The following is a 25,962-nucleotide window of genomic DNA, read 5'->3' on the forward strand; positions in this document are numbered from 1 at the left end:
GTATATGTAACCGTAATGTCATTTTAACCAACATTTATCTGGTTTCTTTGTGTGGTAAGAGAGAACGCAAGAAAGAGCGGTAAGCGAAAAAAGCTATCCTTAAGGTAATTAAGCGTTGATTTGTGATTTTGATGTTAAATATTTTTAATAAAAAACAGCACTCGCCCACAATATTCTTATTTTTGACAGGTAATAATCTGAGGTTTGTTAATTTATATAAAATGTTGAAAAAAATTTAAAATTACCTGAGTTAATCCTTATTAAGGCTTATAAAAAGGATGGATATCGGTTAGAATATCGCCGTTAATATCAGCGTTAATCCGCGGTTTTGCGGTGAAATTGATGATTAATATATTGTTATTACAGGATTTTATTGTTCCTTTTCTCTTTAGTAAAAGCACGGCAAAGACAGGCTTTCTGGTAACAACCGCCCGCGTCATTGCAGCGACGCATGAAGGCCGGCAGATCGTGGCAATAAATAACGATGAGAAATACGAGCAATATATTACTCCGTGGTTCTGCGCATTTGCCCAGACGAGTACTTTGACATGTAATAACGTTCGTCCAGTTGTTTATCCGCCATCGAAAGGGTGAGCACGAGGCTCAGGGATTAGCTGGAAACCTGGCGTGAAGCATCAACAAGGCAGGTCGGCGTTAGCTGCCTGTAAGTGAACAACATGATTAATACCAATCGTCCGATACTCAACCTCGATCTCGATCTGCTTCGCACCTTCGTGGCGGTCGCCGATCTGAACACCTTCGCCGCCGCCGCCGCCGCGGTGTGCCGTACCCAGTCCGCAGTCAGCCAGCAAATGCAACGCCTGGAGCAGCTGGTGGGTAAAGAGCTTTTCGCCCGCCATGGGCGCAACAAACTACTGACCGAACAGGGCATCCAGCTGCTGGGTTATGCCCGTAAAATCCTGCGTTTTAACGATGAGGCCTGCCTGTCGTTGATGTATGGCAGCCTGCAGGGAGGGATGACCATTGGTGCGTCGGAAGAGACGGCCGATACCATCCTGCCGTTTCTGTTAAACCGCATCGGTTGCTTCTATCCCCGAATGACGCTGGAGATTAAAGTGCATCCGCATGCCGCGATCATGGAGATGCTCGCCGAAGGGGGAGTGGATCTGGCATTGTCCACGCATCAGCCTGATGGTTTTAGCTCTTTTACTCTGCGAACGTCGCCCACGCTCTGGTACTGTGCGGCGGAATACGTGCTGGCAAAAGGGGAGTCGATTCCCCTTATCCTGCTGGAGGAGCCGGGTCCGTTCCGTCAGGACATTATTACCGCGCTGGAAGCCGCCCATGTCTCGTGGCATCTGGCCCATGCCGCCTCTTCGCTGTCCGGGGTAAAAGCGGCAGTGAAAGCCGGGCTGGGCGTCACGGCGCGGCCGGTTGAAATGATGAGCGCTGACCTGCGGGTGGCTGGCATCAGCGATGGTTTACCCCTTCTACCTGATACCCGATATGTCGTTAGCTGTAATCCGCAGACGGTGAGCGAACTACCGCAGGCGATTTTCCAGTCTCTGAGTCAGGAGAATTCCCCCTGGTGCACCGGGTCAGCGCTTACTCCGGAAGAGGGAGGAAACACCCTGGTTTTGTGAGGGCAATAATGCTAACAAAGATCACAAAAACTAGTAACAGAATGTAAGTTCAAAAAAAGAGCCTCAGAGGTGGTTTTCCCCCCTGCTGGCTCTTTTTTGCCACAATCATTGATGGTTTGAATATTTTTTTTATTTCTTTCAAGAAAAATCAGCAACCTGGCGTGACATAGCGCTCACCTTGTCGACTTTTTACGGCACTTTCAACACTTCCTGCTAATGTTAAAAAACCGGACGGATTGTTGCCGTTTTCCAGATGTAATTAACAAAAGCGTGTCACAGATCAAGAAAATACCCCTCTTTGGGGGGAGGAATCGAGGCTAAATCCTGTCAAAATGGATGGGTACTTTTGATTTACGACGGAAACGGACACGATTCAACAACACTAAAACCGAACAGTATGCAAGGTTATTCCGCATAAAAGGGCATTTAATGTTAATGAAAAGATTCCAATGTAAATTAATGTTGTGAAAACTTTTGTTAAAGTTGACAAAAGGTTAAAGAAAGGGGTAAAAAGCCACGGCATCTGGGCTTCTCACATCTACCAGGGACGCTTTTTTGCACGGTTATTTTTTATTCCTCCCGTGAAACGCTGTGGCGTTCATCTGCCAGTAAGAGCAGAGGGTTTTGGCGCTACACTTTTTTGGTTAAGCAATGCGTATGTCAACATCCACTGAAGTCATCGCTCATCATTGGGCATTCGCTATATTTCTCATCATCGCTATCGGCCTGTGCTGCCTCATGCTCGTTGGCGGCTGGTACCTTGGCGGTCGCGCGCGCGCGCGCAGCAAAAACACGCCGTTTGAATCGGGGATCGACTCCGTTGGTTCGGCCCGCTTACGTCTTTCTGCGAAGTTTTATCTGGTTGCCATGTTCTTCGTTATCTTCGACGTGGAAGCCCTGTATCTCTACGCATGGTCGACTTCTATCCGCGAGAGCGGCTGGGTCGGCTTTGTGGAAGCCGCAATTTTCATTTTAGTGCTACTGGCTGGTCTGGTTTATCTCGTTCGCATCGGCGCACTGGACTGGACGCCCGCGCGTTCCCGTCGCACGCTGGTTAACCCGGAAACAGACAGTCCCACTAACCGTCATATGCAGTAAAAGCGAGGCAATAAGATGGATTATACGCTCACCCGCATAGATCCTAACGGTGAGAACGACCGTTACCCCCTGCAAAAACAGGAGATCGTCACCGACCCCCTGGAGCAGGAAGTCAATAAAAGCGTGTATATGGGGAAACTCGAACACGCGCTGCATGACATGGTGAACTGGGGCCGTAAGAACTCAATTTGGCCGTATAACTTCGGCCTTTCTTGCTGTTATGTGGAAATGGTGACGTCATTCACTGCGGTGCATGACGTTGCGCGTTTTGGTGCAGAAGTTCTGCGTGCCTCCCCGCGTCAGGCGGATCTGATGGTGGTTGCCGGCACCTGCTTTACCAAAATGGCACCGGTTATTCAGCGTCTTTACGATCAGATGCTGGAGCCGAAGTGGGTGATCTCCATGGGGGCCTGTGCAAACTCCGGCGGCATGTACGACATCTATTCGGTGGTGCAGGGTGTGGACAAATTTATTCCGGTCGATGTGTACATCCCGGGTTGTCCGCCGCGTCCGGAGGCCTATATGCAGGCGCTGATGCTGCTGCAGGAGTCCATTGGTAAAGAGCGCCGCCCGCTTTCATGGGTGGTTGGCGATCAGGGCGTTTATCGCGCCAATATGCAGTCGGAACGCGAGCGTAAACGCGGCGAACGTATTGCAGTGACCAATCTGCGGACGCCGGACGAGATTTAATTTGCGCCTGCGGGCGGGATTACCACTTCGCAAATCAATCTACAACAGCGCGAAGTCTCGCCCGGCAGTCACCACGGACCTTTTGCAATGGTGAACAATATGACCGATTTAACCGCGCATGACGCCGCACCAGCCTGGCAAACCCGCGATCACCTCGATGACCCAGTGATCGGCGAACTGCGCAACCGCTTTGGGCCGGATGCCTTTACCGTTCAGCCTACCCGTACCGGCGTACCGGTGGTATGGGTGAAGCGTGAACAGCTGCTTGAGGTGGGGGATTTCCTGAAGAAATTGCCGAAGCCTTACGTGATGCTGTTTGACCTGCACGGCATGGACGAACGTCTGCGCACGCACCGCGATGGCCTGCCCGCCGCGGATTTTTCCGTTTTCTATCATCTGATTTCCATCGACCGCAACCGCGACATCATGCTCAAGGTGGCGCTGTCAGAAAACGATCTGCATCTGCCGACTTTCACCAAACTGTTCCCTAACGCCAACTGGTATGAGCGTGAAACCTGGGAAATGTTTGGCATTACCTTCGATGGTCACCCGAACCTGCGCCGCATCATGATGCCGCCGACCTGGGAAGGCCACCCGCTGCGTAAAGACTACCCGGCGCGCGCCACCGAATTCGATCCGTTTGAGCTGACCAAAGCCAAGCAGGATCTGGAGATGGAAGCGTTAACCTTCAAGCCGGAAGAGTGGGGCATGAAGCGCGGGACCGAAAACGAGGACTTTATGTTCCTCAACCTTGGCCCGAACCACCCCTCCGCCCACGGTGCGTTCCGCATTATCCTGCAGCTGGACGGCGAAGAGATCGTCGACTGCGTGCCGGATATCGGCTATCACCATCGCGGCGCCGAGAAGATGGGCGAGCGTCAGTCCTGGCACAGCTATATCCCGTACACTGATCGTATCGAATACCTCGGCGGCTGCGTCAACGAGATGCCGTACGTGCTGGCGGTGGAAAAACTGGCCGGGATCACCGTGCCGGATCGCGTCAACGTGATCCGCGTGATGCTCTCCGAACTGTTCCGTATTAACAGCCACCTGCTGTATATCTCGACCTTTATTCAGGACGTCGGCGCGATGACGCCGGTCTTCTTCGCCTTTACCGACCGTCAGAAAATCTACGATCTGGTGGAAGCGATTACCGGTTTCCGTATGCACCCGGCGTGGTTCCGCATCGGCGGCGTCGCCCACGATCTGCCGCGTGGCTGGGATCGTCTGCTGCGTGAATTCCTCGAGAGGATGCCGAAGCGTCTCGACTCTTATGAGAAAGCCGCCCTGCGCAACACCATTCTGAAAGGCCGTTCCGTCGGCGTGGCCGCCTACACCGCGAAAGAAGCGCTGGAATGGGGCACCACCGGCGCAGGCCTGCGCGCCACCGGTATCGGCTTCGACGTGCGTAAATGGCGTCCTTACTCTGGTTATGAAAACTTCGACTTCGAAGTCCCGACCGGCGGTGGCGTTTCTGACTGCTACACCCGCGTGATGCTGAAAGTCGAAGAACTGCGCCAGAGCCTGCGCATTCTTCAGCAGTGCCTCGACAATATGCCGGAAGGCCCGTTCAAAGCGGATCACCCGCTGACGACGCCGCCGCCGAAAGAGCGCACGCTGCAGCATATCGAAACCCTGATCACCCACTTCCTGCAGGTATCGTGGGGCCCGGTGATGCCGGCCAACGAGTCCTTCCAGATGATTGAGGCGACCAAAGGGATTAACAGTTACTACCTGACCAGCGACGGCAGCACCATGAGCTACCGTACCCGCGTCCGTACGCCGAGCTTTGCGCACCTGCAGCAAATCCCGTCGGCTATTCGCGGCAGCCTGGTATCCGACCTGATTGTCTATCTGGGTAGTATCGATTTTGTTATGTCAGACGTGGACCGCTAATTATGCACGAGAATCAACAACCACAAACCGAGGCTTTTGAGCTGAGTGCGGCAGAACGTGAGGCTATTGAGCACGAGAAGCACCACTACGAAGACCCGCGTGCGGCGTCCATCGAAGCGCTGAAAATCGTTCAGAAACAGCGCGGCTGGGTGCCGGATGGCGCGATCTATGCGATCGCCGATGTGCTGGGGATCCCGGCGAGCGACGTCGAAGGCGTGGCAACATTTTACAGCCAGATTTTCCGTCAGCCGGTTGGCCGTCACGTGATCCGCTACTGCGACAGCGTGGTGTGCCACATCACCGGTTATCAGGGTATTCAGGCTGCGATTGAGAAGAAGCTGAATATTAAGCCAGGGCAGACCACCTTTGACGGCCGCTTCACGCTGCTGCCGACCTGCTGCCTGGGCAACTGCGACAAGGGACCGACCATGATGATCGATGAGGACACTCACAGTCATCTGACGCCGGAGGCAATTCCTGACCTGCTGGAGCAGTACAAATGAAAACCGTAATTCGTACTGCGGAAACGCATCCACTCACCTGGCGTCTGCGCGACGACAAGCAGCCGGTATGGCTGGACGAGTATCGCAGCAAAAATGGCTACGAAGGGGCGCGTAAAGCCCTGACCGGGATGGCGCCGGATGAAATCGTCACGGCGGTAAAAGACGCTGGCCTGAAAGGGCGCGGCGGCGCAGGCTTCTCCACGGGTCTGAAGTGGAGCCTGATGCCGAAAGACGAATCCATGAACATCCGTTACCTGCTGTGTAACGCCGATGAAATGGAGCCGGGTACCTATAAAGACCGTCTGCTGATGGAGCAGCTGCCGCACCTGCTGGTGGAAGGCATGCTGATCTCCGCGTTTGCGCTGAAAGCGTACCGCGGCTACATCTTCCTGCGCGGCGAATATATTGAAGCGGCACAGCATCTGCGTCGCGCGATTGCCGAAGCCACTGAAGCGGGCCTGTTGGGCAAAAACATCCTCGGCACCGGGTTTGACTTCGAACTGTTTGTCCACACCGGGGCAGGGCGCTATATCTGTGGTGAAGAGACAGCGCTGATCAACTCCCTCGAAGGCCGCCGCGCCAACCCGCGCTCCAAGCCGCCGTTCCCGGCGAGCTCCGGCGTGTGGGGCAAGCCGACCTGCGTCAACAACGTGGAAACCCTGTGCAACGTGCCGGCGATCCTCGCCAACGGCGTCGAGTGGTACCAGAACATTTCCACCAGCAAAGATGCTGGCACCAAGCTGATGGGCTTCTCCGGCCGGGTGAAGAATCCGGGCGTCTGGGAGCTGCCGTTCGGCACCACCGCGCGTGAGATCCTCGAAGATTACGCCGGCGGCATGCGCGATGGCCTGAAGTTTAAAGCCTGGCAACCGGGCGGGGCAGGGACCGACTTCCTCACCGAAGCGCACCTCGATCTGCCGATGGAGTTTGAAAGCATTGGTAAAGCGGGCAGCCGTCTGGGCACCTCGCTGGCGATGGCCGTTGACCACGAGATCAACATGGTCTCGCTGGTGCGCAACCTTGAAGAGTTCTTTGCCCGCGAGTCCTGCGGCTGGTGTACGCCGTGCCGCGATGGTCTGCCGTGGAGCGTGAAGATCCTGCGCGCCCTGGAGCGCGGCGAAGGCCAGCCTGGCGATATCGAAACGCTTGAGCAACTGTGTCGATTCCTGGGCCCGGGTAAAACCTTCTGCGCGCACGCGCCGGGTGCGGTCGAACCGCTACAGAGCGCGATTAAATATTTCCGCGAAGAATTCGAGGCTGGCATTAAGCAGCAGTTCAGCAATACCCATGCAATCAACGGGATTCAGCCGAACCTGCTTAAGACGCGCTGGTAATCAAAGGTTTTTTATTTTTGGAAGCACGCAAATGGCTACGATTCATGTAGACGGCAAAGAATACGAGGTCAACGGGGCGGACAACCTGCTAGAGGCTTGTCTCTCTCTTGGTCTTGATATTCCCTACTTTTGCTGGCACCCGGCGCTAGGGAGCGTCGGTGCTTGCCGCCAGTGTGCGGTGAAGCAATATCAGAACGCGGAAGACACGCGTGGTCGCCTGGTGATGTCCTGTATGACTCCGGCATCCGACGGCACCTTTATTTCTATCGACGACGGCGAAGCGAAGCAGTTCCGCGAAAGCGTGGTGGAGTGGTTGATGACTAACCACCCGCACGATTGCCCGGTCTGCGAAGAGGGTGGCAACTGCCACCTGCAGGATATGACGGTGATGACCGGCCATAGCTTCCGCCGCTATCGTTTCACCAAACGTACCCACCGTAATCAGGATCTGGGGCCGTTTATTTCGCACGAAATGAACCGCTGCATCGCCTGCTACCGCTGCGTGCGCTACTACAAAGATTATGCCGACGGCACCGATCTGGGCGTCTATGGCGCGCACGACAACGTCTACTTCGGCCGCCCGGAAGATGGCACGCTGGAAAGCGAGTTCTCCGGTAACCTGGTGGAAGTCTGCCCGACCGGCGTCTTCACCGACAAAACGCACTCCGAGCGTTATAACCGTAAGTGGGACATGCAGTTTGCGCCGAGCATCTGCCAGCAGTGCTCCATCGGCTGTAACATCAGCCCTGGCGAACGCTATGGCGAGCTGCGTCGTATCGAAAACCGCTATAACGGGACCGTTAACCGCTACTTCCTCTGCGACCGCGGCCGTTTCGGCTATGGCTACGTCAACCTGAAAGACCGTCCGCGTCAGCCGGTTCAGCGCCGCGGCGACGATCTGATTGCGCTCAACGCCGAGCAGGCGATGCAGGGGGCGGCAGATATTCTGCGCCAGTCGAAGAAAGTGATCGGTATCGGTTCCCCGCGCGCCAGTATTGAAAGCAACTTCGCGCTGCGCGAGCTGGTGGGCGCCGACAACTTCTATACCGGCATCGCTAAAGGCGAACAAGCGCGCCTGCAGATGATGCTCAAAGTGCTGCGCGAAGGTGGGATCCATACCCCGACGCTGCGAGATATCGAATCCTACGATGCGGTACTGGTGCTGGGCGAAGACATTACCCAGACCGGCGCGCGCGTGGCCCTGGCGGTACGCCAGGCGGTGAAAGGGAAAGCACGCGAAATGGCGGCGGCGCAGAAAGTGGCCGACTGGCAGATTGCGGCCATTCTCAACATCGGCCAGCGCGCCAAGCACCCGCTATTCGTCACCAACATCGATGACACCCGCCTCGATGACATCGCGGCGTGGACCTACCGCGCGCCGGTGGAAGATCAGGCGCGTCTGGGCTTTGCTATCGCCCATGCGCTGGATGATAGCGCGCCGGCGGTTGACGGCCTGAGTCAGGATCTGCAGGGCAAAGTCGATGTCATCGTTCAGGCGCTGGCCGGGGCGAAAAAACCGCTGATTATCTCCGGCACTAACGCCGGCAGCATGGAAATCATTCAGGCTGCCGCTAACGTGGCGAAAGCGTTGAAGGGCCGCGGCGCCGATGTTGGCATCACGATGGTTGCCCGCGCGGTGAACAGCGTCGGTCTGGGCATGATCGGCGGCGGCTCGCTTGAAGAGGCGCTGGACGAACTGGAAAGCGGCGCCGCCGACGCGGTTATCGTGCTGGAAAACGACCTTCACCGTCATGCTTCCGCCGCGCGCGTTGACGCTGCGCTGGCGAAAGCCCCGCTGGTGATGGTGGTTGACCATCAGCGCACCGCGATTATGGACAAAGCGCACCTGGTGCTCTCTGCCGCAAGCTTTGCGGAAAGCGACGGGACTGTGGTGAACAACGAAGGCCGCGCCCAGCGTTTCTTCCAGGTTTACGATCCGGCTTACTACGATGCGAAAACCGTGATGCTGGAGAGCTGGCGCTGGCTGCATTCGCTGCACAGCACCGTCAACAACCGTCAGGTTGACTGGACGCAGCTGGACCACGTCATCGATGCGGCGATTGCCGCGCTGCCGCAGCTGGCGGGCATTAAAGATGCCGCGCCGGATGCGACCTTCCGCATCCGCGGTCAGAAGCTGGCGCGTGAACCACACCGCTACAGCGGCCGCACGGCGATGCGCGCCAACATCAGCGTGCACGAGCCGCGTCAGCCGCAGGATAAAGACACCATGTTCGCCTTCTCCATGGAAGGGAACAACCAGCCGTCCGCCCCGCGTTCGCAGATCCCGTTCGCCTGGGCGCCGGGCTGGAACTCCCCGCAGGCATGGAACAAGTTCCAGGATGAAGTGGGCGGCAAACTGCGCCACGGCGATCCGGGTGTTCGACTGTTTGAAGCGTCCGCCAACGGGCTGGAGTATTTCACCGCGGTGCCGGCCAGCTTCCAGGCGGAAGAGGGCAAATGGCGTATCGCGCCGTATTACCACCTGTTTGGTAGCGATGAGCTGTCACAGCGCGCGCCGGTGTTCCAGAGCCGGATGCCTGAGCCGTACATCAAGCTGAACCCGGCGGATGCCGCGAAGCTTGGCGTTAACGCCGGGGCAATGCTCTCCTTTAGCGTGGAAGGCCAGACCCTGCGTTTGCCGCTGGTTATCTCTGAAGGGCTGACCGCAGGACAGGTTGGCTTACCGATGGGCATGCCGGGCATTGCGCCGGTGCTGACCGGATCGCGTATTGATTCACTGCAGGAGGCGAAAGCATGAGCTGGTTAACACCGGATCTTATCGACATTCTGTTAAGCATCCTGAAGGCCGTGGTCATTCTGCTGGTGGTCGTCACCTGTGGCGCGTTCATGAGCTTCGGCGAGCGTCGTCTGCTCGGTCTGTTCCAGAACCGCTACGGGCCTAACCGCGTGGGCTGGGGCGGTTCGCTGCAGCTGGTCGCCGACATGATCAAGATGTTCTTTAAAGAGGACTGGATCCCGCGCTTCTCCGATCGGGTGATCTTTACTCTGGCGCCGGTTATCGCCTTTACCTCGCTGCTGCTGGCTTTCGCTATTGTACCAGTGAGCCCGACCTGGGTGGTCGCTGACCTGAACATCGGCATCCTGTTCTTCCTGATGATGGCAGGCCTGGCGGTTTACGCAGTCCTGTTCGCCGGTTGGTCGAGCAACAACAAATACTCACTGCTGGGGGCGATGCGTGCATCTGCGCAGACCCTGAGCTACGAAGTGTTTCTCGGTCTCTCCCTGATGGGCGTGGTGGCGCAGGCGGGGTCATTCAACATGACCGATATCGTCAACAACCAGGCGCATCTGTGGAACGTCATCCCGCAGTTCTTTGGCTTCGTGACTTTCGCCATCGCCGGCGTGGCGGTGTGCCACCGTCACCCGTTCGACCAGCCGGAAGCGGAGCAGGAGCTGGCCGATGGTTACCACATTGAATATTCCGGTATGAAATTCGGTCTGTTCTTCGTCGGTGAATACATCGGTATCGTCACCGTTTCAGCGCTGATCGTCACGCTGTTCTTCGGCGGCTGGAATGGCCCGTGGTTACCTCCTTTCATCTGGTTCGCGCTGAAAACCGCGTTCTTCATGATGATGTTCATTTTGATCCGCGCATCATTACCGCGTCCGCGCTATGACCAGGTAATGTCCTTTGGCTGGAAGGTATGCCTGCCGTTAACGCTGGTCAACTTGTTGGTAACGGCGGCTGTCATTCTCTGGCAGGCGCAATAAGGGGTGAATTGAACATGACCTTAAAAGAATTATTGGTGGGGTTCGGCACCCAGGTCCGCAGTATCTGGATGATTGGCCTGCATGCCTTCGCCAAACGTGAAACCCGGATGTACCCGGAAGAGCCGGTCTATCTGCCGCCGCGCTATCGCGGCCGCATCGTGCTGACCCGCGATCCGGACGGTGCAGAGCGCTGCGTCGCCTGTAACCTGTGTGCGGTAGCCTGCCCGGTGGGCTGTATCTCGCTGCAGAAAGCAGAGACGGTAGACGGGCGCTGGTACCCGGAGTTCTTCCGCATCAACTTCTCACGCTGCATTTTCTGCGGCCTGTGCGAAGAGGCGTGCCCGACCACGGCGATCCAGTTGACCCCGGACTTCGAGCTGGGTGAATACAAGCGTCAGGATCTGGTGTACGAAAAAGAGGATCTGCTGATTTCCGGTCCGGGCAAATACCCGGAATATAACTTCTACCGGATGGCGGGTATGGCAATCGACGGCAAAGATAAGGGCGAAGCGGAAAACGAAGCTAAGCCAATCGACGTCAAGAGCCTGTTACCGTAAGGAGAGGGGCAATGGAATTCGCTTTTTATATCTGTGGCCTGATAGCCATCCTCGCAACCTTGCGGGTCGTCACCCACACCAATCCGGTGCACGCGCTGCTGTACCTGATTATTTCGCTGCTGGCGATTGCCGGGGTGTTCTTCTCGCTGGGCGCGTACTTCGCCGGTGCGCTGGAAATCATCGTTTACGCCGGGGCCATCATGGTGCTGTTCGTGTTCGTGGTGATGATGCTCAACCTGGGCGGCACCGAGATCGAACAGGAACGCAAATGGCTGCAGCCGGGGATCTGGATTGGCCCGGCCATCCTCTCCGCGGTGCTGCTGGTGGTTATCGTTTACGCCATCCTGGGCATCAATGACCAGGGTATCGACGGCGCGGCGATCAACGCTAAAGAAGTCGGTATTGCGCTGTTTGGGCCGTACGTCCTGGCGGTGGAGCTGGCCTCCATGCTGCTGCTGGCGGGCCTGGTGGTCGCCTTCCACATTGGCCGCGAAGAGCGCGCCGGCGAGGTGCTGAGCAACCGCGTGAACGACAGCGACAAACGAAAAACGGAGGAACACGCATGATCCCCTTAACACATGGACTGATCCTCGCGGCCATCCTGTTTGTGCTTGGTCTCACGGGGCTGGTGATCCGCCGCAATCTGCTGTTTATGTTGATTAGCCTGGAAATCATGATTAACGCCGCCGCGCTGGCCTTTGTGGTGGCGGGTAGCTACTGGGGCCAGGCAGATGGTCAGATAATGTATATCCTCGCCATCAGCCTCGCGGCTGCGGAAGCGAGTATCGGCCTGGCGCTGCTGCTGCAGCTCCATCGTCGCCGCCAGAACCTGAACATCGATTCAGTAAGTGAGTTGCGTGGATGAACATGCTTGCCTTAACCATTCTTTTGCCATTGATTGGCTTTGTGCTGCTGGCCTTCTCCCGCGGACGCTGGTCGGAAAACCTTTCCGCCACCGTTGGCATGGGGTCGGTAGGCCTGGCGGCGCTGGTCACCGCGTACGTTGGCGTTGACTTTTTCGCTAACGGCAAACAGGCGGTCAGCGTACCGCTGTGGACCTGGATGTCGGTCGGAGATTTCAATATCGGTTTCAACCTGGTGCTGGACGGCCTGTCGCTGACCATGCTCTCCGTGGTGACCGGCGTCGGCTTCCTGATCCACATGTTCGCCTCCTGGTACATGCGCGGCGAAGAGGGCTACTCCCGCTTCTTCGCTTACACCAACCTGTTTATCGCCAGCATGGTGGTTCTGGTTCTGGCCGATAACCTGCTGCTGATGTACCTGGGTTGGGAAGGGGTAGGTCTCTGTTCGTACCTGCTGATCGGTTTCTACTACACCGATCCGAAGAACGGCGCCGCAGCGATGAAAGCGTTTGTGGTGACCCGCGTCGGCGACGTGTTCCTCGCCTTCGCGCTGTTCATTCTTTATAACGAACTCGGTACCCTTAACTTCCGCGAAATGGTTGAGCTGGCGCCGCAGCACTTCGCTAACGGCAGCACCACGCTGCAGTGGGCGACGCTGATGCTGCTCGGCGGCGCGGTCGGTAAATCTGCTCAGCTGCCGCTGCAAACGTGGCTTGCCGATGCGATGGCGGGCCCGACGCCGGTCTCCGCGCTGATCCACGCCGCGACCATGGTCACCGCGGGCGTATACCTGATCGCCCGTACCCACGGCCTGTTCCTGATGACGCCGGAAGTACTGCATCTGGTGGGTATCGTCGGGGCGGTCACCCTGGTGCTGGCGGGCTTCGCCGCGCTGGTGCAGACCGATATCAAACGCGTGCTGGCTTACTCGACCATGAGCCAGATTGGCTACATGTTCCTCGCGCTGGGCGTGCAGGCCTGGGATGCGGCTATTTTCCACCTGATGACTCACGCGTTCTTTAAAGCGCTGCTGTTCCTGTCGTCTGGTTCGGTGATTCTGGCCTGCCATCACGAACAGAACATCTTCAAGATGGGCGGCCTGCGTAAATCCATTCCACTGGTATACGTCTGCTTCCTGGTGGGGGGCGCGGCGCTGTCCGCTCTGCCGCTTATCACCGCAGGCTTCTTCAGTAAGGATGAGATTCTGGCAGGGGCGATGGCCAACGGCCATATCAATCTGATGGTGGCGGGCCTGGTCGGTGCCTTTATGACCTCGCTCTATACTTTCCGGATGATTTTCATCGTATTCCACGGTAAAGAGCAAATTCACGCGCACGCAGGGAAGGGGATCACCCACCATCTGCCGCTGATTGTGCTGCTGGTGTTGTCCACCTTCGTTGGCGCGCTGATTGTGCCGCCGCTGGAAGGGGTGCTGCCGCAGACCACTGAGCTGGCGCACGGTAGCGTGATGACGCTGGAGATTGCCTCCGGGATCATCGCCATTGCCGGTATTCTGATCGCCGCCTGGCTGTGGCTGGGCAAACGCACGCTGGTGACCTCCATCGCCAACAGCGCGCCTGGCCGCTTCTTCGGTACCTGGTGGTTCCATGCCTGGGGCTTCGACTGGTTATACGACAAAGTATTCGTGAAACCATTCCTCGGGATTGCCTGGCTGTTGAAGCGCGATCCGCTGAACGCGTTGATGAATATCCCGGCGATCCTCTCCCGCTTTGCAGGTAAAGGCCTGCTGGTGAGCGAGAACGGCTATCTGCGCTGGTATGTGGCTTCAATGAGCATCGGCGCGGTGGTGGTGCTGGCGCTGTTGATGATATTGCGTTGATTTGATCGCGCGGTTTTGCCCGGTGGCGCTTCGCTTACCGGGCCTACGAGACCGTAGGTCGGGTAAGCGAAGCGCCACCCGACACAACAAACCGCACTCAAACGTGAATGTAGTCGAATTCGTTGAAAATCGGTCCTGAACGGGACTTTAACAAGGAATAAAAATCGCCATGTTACTACCCTGGCTAATATTAATTCCCTTCATCGGCGGCTTCCTGTGCTGGCAGACCGAACGCTTTGGCGTGAAAGTGCCGCGCTGGATCGCGCTGATTACCATGGGACTGACGCTGGTGCTTGGCCTGCAGCTGTGGATGCAGGGCGGCTATTCTCTGACGCAATCCGCGGGTATTCCGCAATGGCAGTCGGAATTCGTGCTGCCGTGGATCCCACGCTTTGGCATTAGCATCCATCTGGCGATTGACGGCCTGTCACTGCTGATGGTGGTGCTGACCGGCCTGCTCGGCGTGCTGGCGGTGCTCTGTTCGTGGCGTGAAATCGAAAAATACCAGGGCTTTTTCCACCTCAACCTGATGTGGATCCTGGGCGGCGTCATCGGAGTGTTCCTCGCCATCGACATGTTCCTGTTCTTCTTCTTCTGGGAAATGATGTTGGTGCCGATGTACTTCCTGATCGCGCTGTGGGGTCACAAAGCCTCTGACGGTAAAACGCGTATCACGGCAGCCACCAAGTTCTTCATCTATACCCAGGCGAGCGGCCTGGTGATGCTGATCGCTATTCTGGCGCTGGCCTTCGTCCACTTCAACGCCACCGGCGTGTGGACCTTCAACTATGAAGATCTGCTGAAAACCCCAATGTCTCACGGCGTGGAATACCTGCTGATGCTCGGCTTCTTCATCGCTTTCGCGGTGAAAATGCCGGTGGTCCCGCTGCACGGCTGGCTGCCGGACGCCCACTCCCAGGCACCGACTGCTGGTTCCGTCGACCTCGCGGGCATCTTGCTGAAAACCGCGGCCTACGGTCTGCTGCGCTTTGCGCTGCCGTTGTTCCCGAACGCCTCCGCTGAGTTTGCGCCCATCGCCATGTGGCTGGGTGTGATCGGTATCTTCTACGGCGCGTGGATGGCCTTCGCCCAGACCGATATCAAACGCCTGATCGCCTACACCTCTGTGTCCCACATGGGCTTCGTGCTGATTGCAATCTACACCGGTAGCCAGCTGGCGTATCAAGGCGCGGTGATCCAGATGATTGCCCACGGTCTGTCCGCGGCGGGTCTGTTTATTCTGTGCGGTCAGCTGTACGAACGTCTGCACACCCGCGATATGCGCCAGATGGGCGGCTTGTGGAGCAAAATTAAATGGCTGCCGGCGATGTCGATGTTCTTCGCTGTCGCCACCCTGGGGATGCCGGGTACCGGTAACTTCGTCGGCGAATTTATGATCCTGTTCGGCAGCTATAAAGTGGTGCCGGTGATCACCATTATCTCGACATTTGGTCTGGTATTCGCGTCTGTTTACTCGCTGTCGATGCTGCATCGCGCCTACTTCGGTAAAGCGAAAAGCGAAGTGGCGGCGAAAGAGTTGCCGGGGATGTCCCTGCGTGAACTGTCTATCATCCTGCTGCTGGTGGTGCTGCTGGTGCTGTTGGGCTTCTTCCCGCAGCCGATCCTCGACACCTCGCATGCTGCGATGAGCAACATTCAGCAGTGGTTTGTTAATTCTGTTTCTACTACAAGGCCGTAATTCGCCATGACAATAACTCCACAACAACTGATCGCACTGCTACCGCTGCTGATCGTCGGCTTGACGGTGGTGGTTGTGATGCTCTCCATTGCGTGGCGACGCAATCATTTTCTCAATGCCACGCTGTCGGTCATCGGACTTAACGCCGCGCTGGTCTCGCTCTGGTTTGTTGGCCAGAACGGGGCCATGGACGTCACCCCGCTGATCCGCGTTGACGGCTACGCCATGCTCTATACCGGGCTGGTGCTGCTGGCGAGCCTCGCGACCTGTACTTTCGCCTACCCATGGCTTGAGGGTTACAAGGACAATAAAGAAGAGTTCTACCTGCTGGTGCTGATCGCCGCCCTGGGTGGCATTCTGCTGGCCGGCGCCAATCATCTGGCTGCGCTGTTCCTCGGCATCGAGTTGATCTCGCTGCCGCTGTTCGGCCTGGTCGGCTACGCCTTCCGCCAGAAGCGTTCGCTGGAAGCGAGCATCAAATACACTATCCTCTCCGCCGCAGCGTCTTCTTTCCTGCTGTTCGGTATGGCGCTGGTGTATGCGAACTCCGGCAACCTGTCCTTCCTCGCGCTGGGCAAAAGCCTGGCGGACAACATGCTGCACGAGCCGCTGCTGCTGGCGGGTCTTGGCCTGATGATTGTCGGTCTTGGCTTTAAACTGTCGCTGGTGCCGTTCCACCTGTGGACGCCGGACGTTTACCAGGGGGCGCCTGCGCCGGTCTCCACCTTCCTGGCGACCGCCAGCAAGATCGCTATCTTCGGCGTAGTGATGCGTCTGTTCCTGTACATGCCGGTGGGCAACAGCGAAGCGGTACGCGTGGTGCTGGGCCTGATCGCCTTCGCCTCTATCATCTTCGGTAACCTGATGGCGCTGAGCCAGACCAACATTAAGCGCCTGCTCGGTTACTCTTCCATCTCCCATCTCGGCTATCTGCTGGTGGCGCTGATTGCCCTGCAGAGCGGTGAAATGTCGATGGAAGCCGTGGGCGTCTACCTGGCCGGTTACCTGTTCAGCAGCCTCGGCGCGTTCGGCGTGGTCAGCCTGATGTCCAGCCCGTACCGCGGCCCGGATGCTGACTCGCTGTTCTCCTACCGCGGCCTGTTCTGGCACCGTCCGATCCTGTCGGCTGTGATGACGGTGATGATGCTCTCCCTGGCCGGCATCCCGATGACCCTCGGCTTTATCGGTAAGTTCTACGTGCTGGCCGTCGGTGTGCATGCGCATCTGTGGTGGCTGGTTGCCGCGGTGGTTGTCGGCTCGGCGATCGGTCTCTACTACTACCTGCGCGTGGCAGTGAGCCTGTACCTGAGCGCGCCGGAGCAACTGAATCGCGATGCGCCGTCCAACTGGCAGTACAGCGCCGGCGGTATCGTGGTGCTGATCTCCGCGCTGCTGGTGCTGGTGCTCGGTATCTGGCCGCAGCCGCTGATTAGCATCGTGCAGCTGGCGACGCCGCTGATGTAATCAAATTGCTGGTGAACTGAATTAACCGCCGACTTGTCGGCGGTTTTTTTATGCCTGCGGTTTACGCCAGCCGATAGACCATAAAATCCTCCGCCAGTAGCGTATTGGCGAAAACTTCCCGGCATTCCGCCAGCATGCGCAGGCAGCCTTCGGCATCGTAGCGCGAGCTAAAGTGGGTGGCGATTAGCGTGCCGACCCCCGCTTCTTTGGCAAGCGTCGCGGTCTGCTGGCTGGAGGAGTGGCCGCGGCTATTGGCTTTCTCCGCCATCGCCTGTTCAAGGGTGGTCTCGTGGACCATCACATCCGCGCCGCGCGCCATCTCCAGCGCCTGCGGGCAAGGGGCGGTATCGCCAAAAATGGCCAGCGTTTTACCCGGCGTGGCGGGGCCCAGATAGCGGCTGCCGTCGATGATCCGACCATCTTCCAGCGTGACGCGCTGGCCGCGCTTGAGCTGATGAAACAGCGGTCCTGAAGGCACGCCGTCGGCAATCAGCCGGGCGGCGTCCAGGGTGCCGGGCTTATCATGCTGCTCAATGCGATAGCCGTAACACTCCACCGGATGGCTGAGCGGGAACGCCGTCACCCGATAGCCCTCTTCGTCGAAGAGCAGGCCGGGGCCGACTTCGATGATGGTGAGCGGATAGTCGGTCCACGAACCGCTCAGGCGCAGCGCGGTCTCAACAAACTCTTTGAGCCCTTTTGGCCCGTAGAGGGTGAGGGGCAGAGAGTTCCCCTGCATTGAACGGCTGCACAGCAGGCCGGGCAGGCCGAACAGGTGGTCACCGTGCAGATGGGTAATAAAAATTTTATTGAGTTTGCCGGGATGATAGGGCGTGTGCAGAAACTGATGCTGGGTCCCTTCGCCGCAGTCAAACAACCACATTTCGGCGCGGGTCGGCTGTTGCAAATTGAGTATTATCGACGTCATATTACGCGTGCGGGTCGGCACCCCGGCGGATGTCCCCAAAAAAGTTAATTCCATCGTCCAGTGTCCTCAGGGCGAGTCGCAAAGTATCAGTATATCAATAAGGAGCAGCAGATGATGACCTGGCAGGATCTCCACCATAGTGAACTCACCGTTCCCCAGCTGTATGCGCTGCTGAAATTGCGCAGCGAAGTTTTTGTCGTGGAGCAGCAGTGCGTTTATCAGGATGTCGACGGCGATGATTTAGTCGGCGAAAATCGCCATCTGCTCGGCTGGCGCGATGGCGAACTGCTGGCCTACGCGCGGATCCTCAAAAGCGAAGAAGAGTTTGCGCCGGTGGTGATTGGCCGGGTCATCGTCAGCCCCGCCGCGCGCGGTGAGAAGCTCGGCTATCAGCTGATGGAGCAGGCGCTGGCCAGCTGTCAGCAACACTGGCCCCAAAAGGCGATTTACCTCGGCGCCCAGGCGCACCTGCAATCTTTTTACGCACACTTCGGTTTTACGCCAGTGACCGAGGTCTATGATGAGGATGGCATCCCGCACATCGGGATGGCGCGGGAAAACCATGCTGTCTGATTTTTAAGCACTTCAGTCCGGGCGCTGGCAGCGGGTAAGGAAAACCCGCTCCCTCGTCATGGGTACTGCTATTCCGCCGTCGAACCCCTTATAATGTGGGGTTTTACTACCGTGGAGGTTTGCGTGCTGTCTGTTTCCACTGCGCTGGCCCGTTTATCTGACGGCCTGGATGAGTCCTTTCCTGACTCGCCCGGCACGCGAATTATCGATATTGCCTTTCCGCTGAATGATGCCTTCGATCCGCTGCTGTGGTGTGGCCAGCAGCCGCAATGGCCGCAGTTTTACTGGCAGCAGCGTAATGGCGATGAGGAACTGGCGACGCTGGGGGCGGTAAAAACCTTTTCCTCGCTCGACGCGGCGAACCGCTTTTTACGCCAGGCCGGGCAGCAGGATCTGCGTATCTGCGGCCTGAATGCGTTCGAACCGCAGCAGGGTTGCCTGGTGCTGCCGCGACTGGAGTGGCGTCGGTGCGGCGGCAGGGCCGTGCTGCGGCTGGTGCTCCATAGCGACCTTTCCCTGCGCGACGATGCCGCGGCGGCGCGCGTGTTTCTCGCCAGCCTGAGCACCGCTCAGGCGACCCCTGGCGCCATCCCGTCTCCGCTGAGCGAGCGCCACTCATCCGATTATCCTCAGTGGCAGGCAATGATTGCGCGGGCCACCGAGGCAATTAGCGCCGGTGAAATGGATAAAGTGGTGCTGGCGCGGGCAACTGACCTGCAGTTTGCCGCCCCGTTAGATGCCGTGAGCATTATGGCGGCCAGCCGCAGCAGCAATCTCAACTGTTTTCATTTCCTGATGGCGTTCAATGCCCGGCAGGCGTTTTTCGGCTCCACGCCGGAGCGGCTGTTGCGCCGGCGCGGCACACTGCTGCGCACCGAAGCGCTGGCGGGAACCGTTGCAAACCATCTGGACGACGCGAAGGCGCAGCAGCTGGCCGACTGGTTAATGAAAGACGACAAAAACCAACGGGAAAACATGCTGGTGGTGGAGGATATTTGCCAGCGCCTGCAGAGTGAGGCCTCGACGCTGGACGTCCTGCCACCGCAGGTGGTGAGGCTGCGTAAGGTGCAGCATCTCCGACGCTGCATCTGGACCGAGCTGGCGGAGCCCGACGACAGCCGCTGTCTGCTGCAGCTGCAGCCCACCGCCGCGGTGGCAGGCCTGCCACGCCGGGCGGCGCTGGCGTTCATTCAGCGCCATGAACCGTTTTCCCGCGAATGGTATGCCGGTTCCGCTGGCTATTTGTCGCTGGCGCAAAGCGAGTTTTGCGTGGCGCTGCGTTCGGCGAAAGTTGAGAACGACACCCTGCGACTGTATGCCGGGGCGGGGATCGTCAGCGGCTCCGATGCGCAGCAGGAGTGGCAGGAGATTGACAACAAAGCGGCCGGGCTGCGCTCGCTGCTCTGTCCATAAGCCGGGAATGACGATACATATCAAAACGACGTCACTTTGCCTTATCTATACTTAGCATCAATATTTGATAGCGGACAATTTCATGTCAGTAAGCGCATTTAACCGACGCTGGGCGGCGGTGATTCTGGAAGCTTTAACGCGCCACGGCGTACAGCATATCTGCATCGCGCCGGGCTCGCGTTCGACACCCTTAACCCTGGCGGCGGCGGAAAACCGCGCCTTTATCCATCATACCCATTTTGACGAAAGCGGCCTCGGCCACCTGGCGCTCGGTCTGGCGAAGGCCAGCCGGCAGCCGGTGGCGGTGATTGTTACCTCCGGGACTGCCACTGCGAACCTCTATCCGGCGCTGATTGAGGCGGGCCTCACCGGGGAAAAGCTGATCCTGCTAACCGCCGACCGCCCGCCGGAGCTGATCGACTGCGGCGCGAACCAGGCCATCCGCCAGCCGGGGATGTTTGCCTCCCATCCGTCGCAGACGATTTCCCTGCCGCGTCCCTCACAGGATATTTCCGCCCGCTGGCTGGTCTCGACCATTGACCAGGCGCTGGGGGCGCTGCACGCCGGTGGGGTGCATATTAACTGCCCGTTCGCTGAGCCGCTATATGGCGATATGGACGATACCGGGCTGGAGTGGCAACAGCAGCTCGGTAACTGGTGGCAGAGCGATAAACCCTGGCTGCGCCAGGCGCTGCAGATGGAGAGTGAGAAACAGCGCGACTGGTTCTTCTGGCGGCAAAAGCGCGGCGTCGTGGTCGCGGGCAGGATGAGCGCCGCGGAAGGTAAAAAAGTGGCTGAATGGGCGCAGACCCTCGGCTGGCCGCTGATCGGCGATGTCCTGTCGCAGACCGGGCAGCCGCTGCCGTGCGCCGATCTGTGGCTGGGTAACGGCAAAGCGGTCAGCGAGCTGGCGCAGGCGCAAATCATCGTCCAGCTCGGCAGCAGCCTGACCGGCAAACGCGTGCTGCAGTGGCAGGCCACCTGTGAGCCGGATGAGTACTGGCTGGTGGATAATCTGCCCGGTCGCCTCGATCCGGCGCAGCACCGCGGTCGTCGTCTGTTCTCAAGCGTTGAGCGCTGGCTTGAACTGCATCCGGCGGAGAAACGCCAGCCGTGGGCGACGGACATTCCTGAGCTCTCCCGCCAGGCGTGGCAGGCCGCGGTCGCCAGCAGCGAACCTTTTGGCGAAGCGCAGCTGGCGCAGCGTATTCGGCGCTACCTACCGGAGCAGGGGCAACTTTTCGTCGGCAACAGCCTGGTAGTACGCCTGATCGACGCCCTGGGGCAACTACCGGCCGGGTATCCGGTCTACAGCAACCGCGGCGCCAGCGGGATTGATGGCTTGATCGCCACTGCCGCCGGCGTACAGCGCGCCAGCGCGCGGCCGACGTTAGCGATCGTCGGCGATCTGTCGGCGTTATACGATCTCAACTCGCTGGCCCTGCTGCGTCAGGTATCGGCGCCGCTGGTGCTGATCGTAGTGAACAACAACGGTGGGCAGATCTTCTCCATGCTGCCGACGCCGCAGGACGAGCGTCGGCAGTTCTATTTAATGCCGCAGGACGTCGATTTTAGCCACGCGGCGGCGATGTTCGGCCTGGCCTATCATCGCCCTGATGACTGGCAGTCGCTGGATGAGGCGCTGGCCGGCGCCTGGCGCCGCGCCGGGGCGACGGTGATTGAGCTGGCGGTCAATGAGACCGACGGCACGCAGACGCTCCAGCAACTGCTGGCGCAGGTAAGCCGCCTGTGATCCTTAGCGCTACTGTCGAAAACGGCCAGCCGGGCTATCCCTGGTTGGTGTTCCTGCACGGTTTTTCCGGTGACCGCAATGAGTGGCGGGAAGTAGGTGACGCTTTTCCTGCCTGGCCGCGGCTGTATCTGGATCTGCCGGGCCACGGCGGCTCCGCGGATATCGCGGTACAGGATTTTTCCGCAGTCAATGCCCTGCTGCAGGCTACGCTTGATAGTTACAACATACATAAGTATTGGCTGATCGGCTACTCGCTGGGCGGCCGGGTGGCGATGAACTTTGCCTGCCAGCCGCGCGCGGGCCTGCGCGGGCTGATTGTCGAGGGCGGACATCCGGGCCTGCAGGATGAAGAGGCCCGGCAGGCGAGACGCAGCAATGACAGCGCCTGGGCGGCGCGTCTCCGCCGCGAGCCGTTAACCCAGGTCTTTACCGACTGGTATCAGCAACCGGTCTTCGCTTCGCTGAATGCCGCGCAGCGTGAGTCTTTGGTCGCCTTACGTAGCCGCAATAACGGCGCGACGCTGGCGGCGATGCTAGAGGCGACCTCCCTTGCCCGGCAGGCCGATCTGCGCACCTCTCTGCAGGCGCGCAATTTTTGTTTTCACTACCTGTGCGGCGAACGCGACGCAAAGTTTTGCGCCATCGCCCAGGCGCTCGCGGCGGATCTCCATCTTATTCACCATGCCGGACACAACGCGCACCGGGACAATCCCGCGGCGGTGATTGCCTGTCTGGCGCAGATTCTGGCAAGTTAACTGAAGGACATTTTATGATCTCTCTTGATGAAGCAATGCTCTATGCCCCCGTTGAATGGCACGATTGTTCCGAAGGCTACACCGATATCCGCTATCACAAATCGGCTGACGGCATTGCCAAAATCACCATCAATCGCCCGCAGGTGCGCAACGCCTTCCGCCCGCTGACCGTCAAGGAGATGATTCAGGCGCTGGCGGATGCGCGCTATGACGATAATATCGGCGTCATTGTGCTGACCGGTGAAGGCGAGAAAGCCTTCTGCGCCGGCGGTGACCAGAAAGTCCGTGGCGACTACGGCGGCTATCAGGACGACTCCGGCGTTCACCACCTTAACGTACTCGACTTCCAGCGCCAGATCCGTACCTGCCCGAAACCGGTGGTGGCGATGGTGGCCGGCTACTCTATCGGCGGCGGCCACGTGCTGCACATGATGTGCGATCTGACCATTGCGGCGGATAATGCCATCTTCGGCCAGACCGGACCGAAAGTCGGCTCTTTCGATGGCGGCTGGGGCGCTTCCTATATGGCGCGGATCGTCGGGCAGAAAAAAGCGCGCGAAATCTGGTTCCTGTGCCGTCAGTACGACGCCCAGCAGGCGCTGGATATGGGGCTGGTGAACACCGTGGTCCCGTTGGCAGAACTGGAAAAAGAGACCGTGCGCTGGTGTCGTGAAATGCTGCAAAACAGCCCGATGGCGCTGCGTTGCCTGAAAGCGGCGCTGAACGCCGACTGCGATGGCCAGGCCGGGCTGCAGGAGCTAGCGGGTAACGCCACCATGCTGTTCTACATGACGGAAGAAGGGCAGGAAGGACGTAACGCCTTCAACCAGAAACGTCAGCCAGACTTCAGCAAATTTAAACGGAATCCATAATGCGCGTTTCGCAGGTTTACCGCTGGCAGATACCGATGGACGCGGGCGTGGTGTTGCGCGAGCGGCGGTTAAAAACCCGCGATGGGCTGTTCATCCGCCTGCAGGAGGGGGAACACGAAGGCTGGGGGGAAATTTCTCCCCTGCCGGGATTCAGTGACGAAACACTGGAAGCGGCGCAAGTGGCGCTGCTGGCGTGGGCGCGGGCCTGGCGCGACGGCGCCGAGCCGCCGCTTCCCATGCAGCCCTCCGTCGCTTTTGGTATTAGCTGCGCGCAGGCGGAGCTTGGTGGCGAACTACCGCAGGCGGCGGATTATCGCGCGGCGCCGCTCTGTTCCGGCGACCCGGATGAACTGTTCGCCAGGCTGGCGGCGATGCCCGGCGAGAAAGTCGCTAAGGTGAAAGTGGGGCTGTGGGAGGCGGTACGCGACGGCATGGTGGTGAATCTGCTGCTGGAAGCGATCCCCGACCTGCAGCTGCGGCTGGATGCCAACCGGGCGTGGACGCCGCTTAAAGCGCAGCAGTTCGCCAAATACGTTAACCCGGCGTATCGTCAGCGCATTGCGTTTCTTGAGGAACCCTGCAAAACGCGGGAGGACTCGCGGGCCTTTAGCCGCGAGACGGGGATCGCAATCGCCTGGGATGAAAGCCTGCGCGAGGCGGATTTCCGCTTTGTCGCCGAGCCCGGCGTGCGCGCAGTGGTGATCAAACCGACGCTGACCGGCAGCTTGCAAAAGGTTCAGCAACAGGTCGCCGCGGCGCATGCGCTGGGGCTGAGCGCGGTGATCAGCTCGTCGATCGAGTCCAGCCTCGGGTTAACCCAGCTGGCGCGGGTTGCCGCCTGGCTGACGCCGCAGACTATCCCGGGGCTGGATACGCTGTCACTGATGGGGGCGCAGCTGGTACGGCCGTGGCCGGAAAGCACGCTGCCGTTGATCAACGTTGATGGGCTGGAGCCGCTGCTGTGACTTTTAACGACTGGCCATGGCGCCACTGGCGCCAGCGGCGCGGTGAGACGCAGACCTTACGCCTGAATGACCAGGCGCTGAACTGGCGTGAGCTATGCGCGCGGATTGACGCACTGGCGTCTGGTTTTACCGCGCAGGGCGTAATGGAAGGTCAGGGCGTGGCGCTACGGGCCTACAACCAGCCGGAGACGCTGCTCGCCTGGCTGGCGCTGCTGCAGTGCGGGGCGCGGGTGCTGCCGCTTAATCCGCAGCTGCCTACGACCTTGCTGCAGGAACTGCTGCCTGCGTTAACCGTCCAGCATCAACTGGTGCTGAATGGCGATGTGCTGCCGGGGGATTTACCGGCGTTAACGCTGCAGGCGGCAGAGGGCGAGCATGCCGCTTGCTGGCATGGCGATCGGCTGGCATCGATGACCTTGACCTCCGGCTCAACCGGCCTGCCGAAGGCGGCGGTACATAGCGCCAGCGCCCATCTGGCCAGCGCTGCTGGCGTGCTGGTGCTGATGCCGTTTGCCGGGGAGGACGACTGGCTGCTGTCGCTGCCGCTGTTCCATGTCTCCGGCCAGGGGATTATGTGGCGCTGGCTGCTGGCTGGCGCGCGGCTCACGGTGCGTGATAAACAGCCGCTGGAGCAAGCGCTGCTGGGCTGTACCCACGCTTCACTGGTACCGACTCAGCTGTGGCGCCTGCTGAATGCTGATGCCAGCGTTACGCTCAATGCGGTACTGCTTGGCGGCGCGGCGATCCCGGTTGAATTGACCGAACGGGCGCGGGCGCAGGGGATACGCACATTTTGCGGCTACGGTCTGACTGAGTTTGCCTCCACGGTCTGTGCCAAAGAGGCCGATGGCGCGCCGGATGTGGGGGCGCCGTTGCCGGGGCGGGAGGTGAAAATTGTCGCTGGCGAGATCTGGCTGCGGGCGTCGAGTATGGCGGCGGGTTACTGGCGCGACGGTCAGTTATTGCCATTAACCAACGCTGAAGGGTGGTTTGCGACGCGCGATCGCGGGGAATTACACAATGGTCGGCTGACGGTTGTTGGGCGACTGGATAATCTCTTTTTTAGCGGTGGGGAAGGTATTCAACCAGAAGAGGTCGAGCGTGTGATACTTGCCCACCCACAAGTACAGCAGGTGTTTATCGTGCCGCTGGATGACGCGGAATACGGCCAGCGCCCGGTAGCGGTGGTGGAATGCGATGCGTGCTGCGAGATGAGCGCGCTGGCGGCATGGAGCGCTGAACGGTTAGCGCGTTTCCAGCAGCCGATCCAGTGGCTGCGGCTGCCGGAAACGTTGAAGAACGGCGGGATTAAAATTTCGCGCCGGGCGCTGCGCGAGTGGGTCAGGCAGCAGACGTATGCGACCGTATCGTAGCCACCCGCATTATCCCACGGCATCATGCCGGGTGGGTTGAACGCGGTATG

Annotated in this window: 23 protein-coding genes; 22 read left to right on the forward strand and 1 reads right to left on the reverse strand. The window is 59.0% G+C overall.

Annotated features, from left to right (window positions below; genetic code table 11):
- Positions 1-342 precede the first annotated feature (342 nt).
- The 15 genes from ACKLKD_RS04030 (at position 343) to nuoN (ending at position 17,280) form a co-directional block, all read left to right on the forward strand.
- Positions 343-594, forward strand: a complete 252-nt coding sequence (locus tag ACKLKD_RS04030) for a hypothetical protein (RefSeq protein WP_165931752.1) — start codon at positions 343-345, stop codon at positions 592-594.
- A gap of 83 nt (positions 595-677) precedes the next feature.
- Positions 678-1,604 carry a LysR family transcriptional regulator gene (locus tag ACKLKD_RS04035; protein ID WP_025711577.1) on the forward strand — a complete coding sequence of 309 codons (927 nt, stop codon included), beginning with the start codon at positions 678-680 and terminating at the stop codon, positions 1,602-1,604.
- A gap of 651 nt (positions 1,605-2,255) precedes the next feature.
- Positions 2,256-2,702: an NADH-quinone oxidoreductase subunit NuoA gene (gene nuoA, locus ACKLKD_RS04040; RefSeq protein ID WP_002913181.1), complete on the forward strand. Its 447-nt coding sequence runs from the start codon at positions 2,256-2,258 to the stop codon at positions 2,700-2,702.
- A gap of 15 nt (positions 2,703-2,717) precedes the next feature.
- A complete protein-coding gene (nuoB, locus tag ACKLKD_RS04045) occupies positions 2,718-3,392 on the forward strand; it encodes an NADH-quinone oxidoreductase subunit NuoB (protein WP_002913178.1) in 675 nt (224 codons plus the stop codon).
- Between the two features lie 87 nt (positions 3,393-3,479).
- Complete coding sequence (nuoC, locus tag ACKLKD_RS04050; RefSeq protein WP_087806171.1) at positions 3,480-5,288, forward strand: NADH-quinone oxidoreductase subunit C/D; 1,809 nt, start codon at positions 3,480-3,482, stop codon at positions 5,286-5,288.
- Between the two features lie 2 nt (positions 5,289-5,290).
- Positions 5,291-5,791 carry an NADH-quinone oxidoreductase subunit NuoE gene (nuoE, locus tag ACKLKD_RS04055; RefSeq protein ID WP_002913160.1) on the forward strand — a complete coding sequence of 167 codons (501 nt, stop codon included), beginning with the start codon at positions 5,291-5,293 and terminating at the stop codon, positions 5,789-5,791.
- On the forward strand, positions 5,788-7,125 hold the full coding sequence (nuoF, locus tag ACKLKD_RS04060) for an NADH-quinone oxidoreductase subunit NuoF (RefSeq protein ID WP_002913158.1): 1,338 nt from the start codon (positions 5,788-5,790) through the stop codon (positions 7,123-7,125). The genes nuoE and nuoF overlap by 4 nt, the downstream gene beginning before the upstream one ends.
- A gap of 31 nt (positions 7,126-7,156) precedes the next feature.
- The gene (gene nuoG / locus ACKLKD_RS04065) at positions 7,157-9,883 is read left to right on the forward strand and encodes an NADH-quinone oxidoreductase subunit NuoG (protein WP_080896905.1); all 2,727 of its coding nucleotides are present in this window, start codon (positions 7,157-7,159) and stop codon (positions 9,881-9,883) included.
- A complete protein-coding gene (gene nuoH, locus ACKLKD_RS04070; RefSeq protein ID WP_002913156.1) occupies positions 9,880-10,857 on the forward strand; it encodes an NADH-quinone oxidoreductase subunit NuoH in 978 nt (325 codons plus the stop codon). The genes nuoG and nuoH overlap by 4 nt, the downstream gene beginning before the upstream one ends.
- Before the next feature lie 14 nt (positions 10,858-10,871).
- Complete coding sequence (nuoI, locus tag ACKLKD_RS04075) at positions 10,872-11,414, forward strand: NADH-quinone oxidoreductase subunit NuoI (RefSeq protein WP_002913152.1); 543 nt, start codon at positions 10,872-10,874, stop codon at positions 11,412-11,414.
- 11 nt (positions 11,415-11,425) lie between these two features.
- On the forward strand, positions 11,426-11,980 hold the full coding sequence (gene nuoJ / locus ACKLKD_RS04080; protein ID WP_015365591.1) for an NADH-quinone oxidoreductase subunit J: 555 nt from the start codon (positions 11,426-11,428) through the stop codon (positions 11,978-11,980).
- On the forward strand, positions 11,977-12,279 hold the full coding sequence (gene nuoK / locus ACKLKD_RS04085) for an NADH-quinone oxidoreductase subunit NuoK (RefSeq protein ID WP_002913148.1): 303 nt from the start codon (positions 11,977-11,979) through the stop codon (positions 12,277-12,279). Before nuoJ ends, nuoK begins: the two co-directional genes overlap by 4 nt.
- Positions 12,276-14,117 (forward strand): NADH-quinone oxidoreductase subunit L, encoded by a 1,842-nt coding sequence (gene nuoL, locus ACKLKD_RS04090; RefSeq protein ID WP_087806173.1) that lies wholly within the window; start codon positions 12,276-12,278, stop codon positions 14,115-14,117. Before nuoK ends, nuoL begins: the two co-directional genes overlap by 4 nt.
- A gap of 169 nt (positions 14,118-14,286) precedes the next feature.
- The gene (nuoM, locus tag ACKLKD_RS04095; RefSeq protein ID WP_087806175.1) at positions 14,287-15,816 is read left to right on the forward strand and encodes an NADH-quinone oxidoreductase subunit M; all 1,530 of its coding nucleotides are present in this window, start codon (positions 14,287-14,289) and stop codon (positions 15,814-15,816) included.
- Positions 15,817-15,822: 6 nt separating this feature from the next.
- The gene (gene nuoN, locus ACKLKD_RS04100; RefSeq protein WP_080924254.1) at positions 15,823-17,280 is read left to right on the forward strand and encodes an NADH-quinone oxidoreductase subunit NuoN; all 1,458 of its coding nucleotides are present in this window, start codon (positions 15,823-15,825) and stop codon (positions 17,278-17,280) included.
- Positions 17,281-17,341: 61 nt separating this feature from the next.
- On the opposite strand, the gene rnz is transcribed toward nuoN, so the two are convergent.
- Positions 17,342-18,262, reverse strand: coding sequence for a ribonuclease Z (gene rnz / locus ACKLKD_RS04105; protein ID WP_080924253.1), 921 nt, complete (start codon positions 18,260-18,262; stop codon positions 17,342-17,344).
- Positions 18,263-18,319: 57 nt separating this feature from the next.
- Between rnz and ACKLKD_RS04110 the strand changes: the two genes are divergently transcribed.
- The 7 genes from ACKLKD_RS04110 to menE all read left to right on the forward strand — a co-directional run bounded on the left by ACKLKD_RS04110 (position 18,320) and on the right by menE (position 25,912).
- Positions 18,320-18,781 (forward strand): GNAT family N-acetyltransferase, encoded by a 462-nt coding sequence (locus ACKLKD_RS04110; RefSeq protein WP_025711584.1) that lies wholly within the window; start codon positions 18,320-18,322, stop codon positions 18,779-18,781.
- Between the two features lie 123 nt (positions 18,782-18,904).
- Complete coding sequence (gene menF, locus ACKLKD_RS04115; RefSeq protein WP_080924252.1) at positions 18,905-20,194, forward strand: isochorismate synthase MenF; 1,290 nt, start codon at positions 18,905-18,907, stop codon at positions 20,192-20,194.
- 82 nt (positions 20,195-20,276) lie between these two features.
- Positions 20,277-21,947, forward strand: coding sequence for a 2-succinyl-5-enolpyruvyl-6-hydroxy-3-cyclohexene-1-carboxylic-acid synthase (gene menD, locus ACKLKD_RS04120; protein ID WP_087806177.1), 1,671 nt, complete (start codon positions 20,277-20,279; stop codon positions 21,945-21,947).
- Positions 21,944-22,702 (forward strand): 2-succinyl-6-hydroxy-2,4-cyclohexadiene-1-carboxylate synthase, encoded by a 759-nt coding sequence (gene menH, locus ACKLKD_RS04125; RefSeq protein WP_025711587.1) that lies wholly within the window; start codon positions 21,944-21,946, stop codon positions 22,700-22,702. The genes menD and menH overlap by 4 nt, the downstream gene beginning before the upstream one ends.
- Positions 22,703-22,716: 14 nt before the next feature.
- Positions 22,717-23,574 (forward strand): 1,4-dihydroxy-2-naphthoyl-CoA synthase, encoded by an 858-nt coding sequence (gene menB, locus ACKLKD_RS04130; protein WP_008803957.1) that lies wholly within the window; start codon positions 22,717-22,719, stop codon positions 23,572-23,574.
- On the forward strand, positions 23,574-24,539 hold the full coding sequence (gene menC, locus ACKLKD_RS04135; protein ID WP_087806179.1) for an o-succinylbenzoate synthase: 966 nt from the start codon (positions 23,574-23,576) through the stop codon (positions 24,537-24,539). The genes menB and menC overlap by 1 nt, the downstream gene beginning before the upstream one ends.
- Entirely contained in the window at positions 24,536-25,912 is a 1,377-nt protein-coding gene (menE, locus tag ACKLKD_RS04140; protein ID WP_087806181.1) for an o-succinylbenzoate--CoA ligase, read from the forward strand. The genes menC and menE overlap by 4 nt, the downstream gene beginning before the upstream one ends.
- The last annotated feature ends 50 nt before the right edge of the window (positions 25,913-25,962 follow it).

The sequence above is a fragment of the Klebsiella sp. 10982 genome, from assembly GCF_048589245.1.
GTDB lineage: Bacteria > Pseudomonadota > Gammaproteobacteria > Enterobacterales > Enterobacteriaceae > Klebsiella > Klebsiella quasivariicola.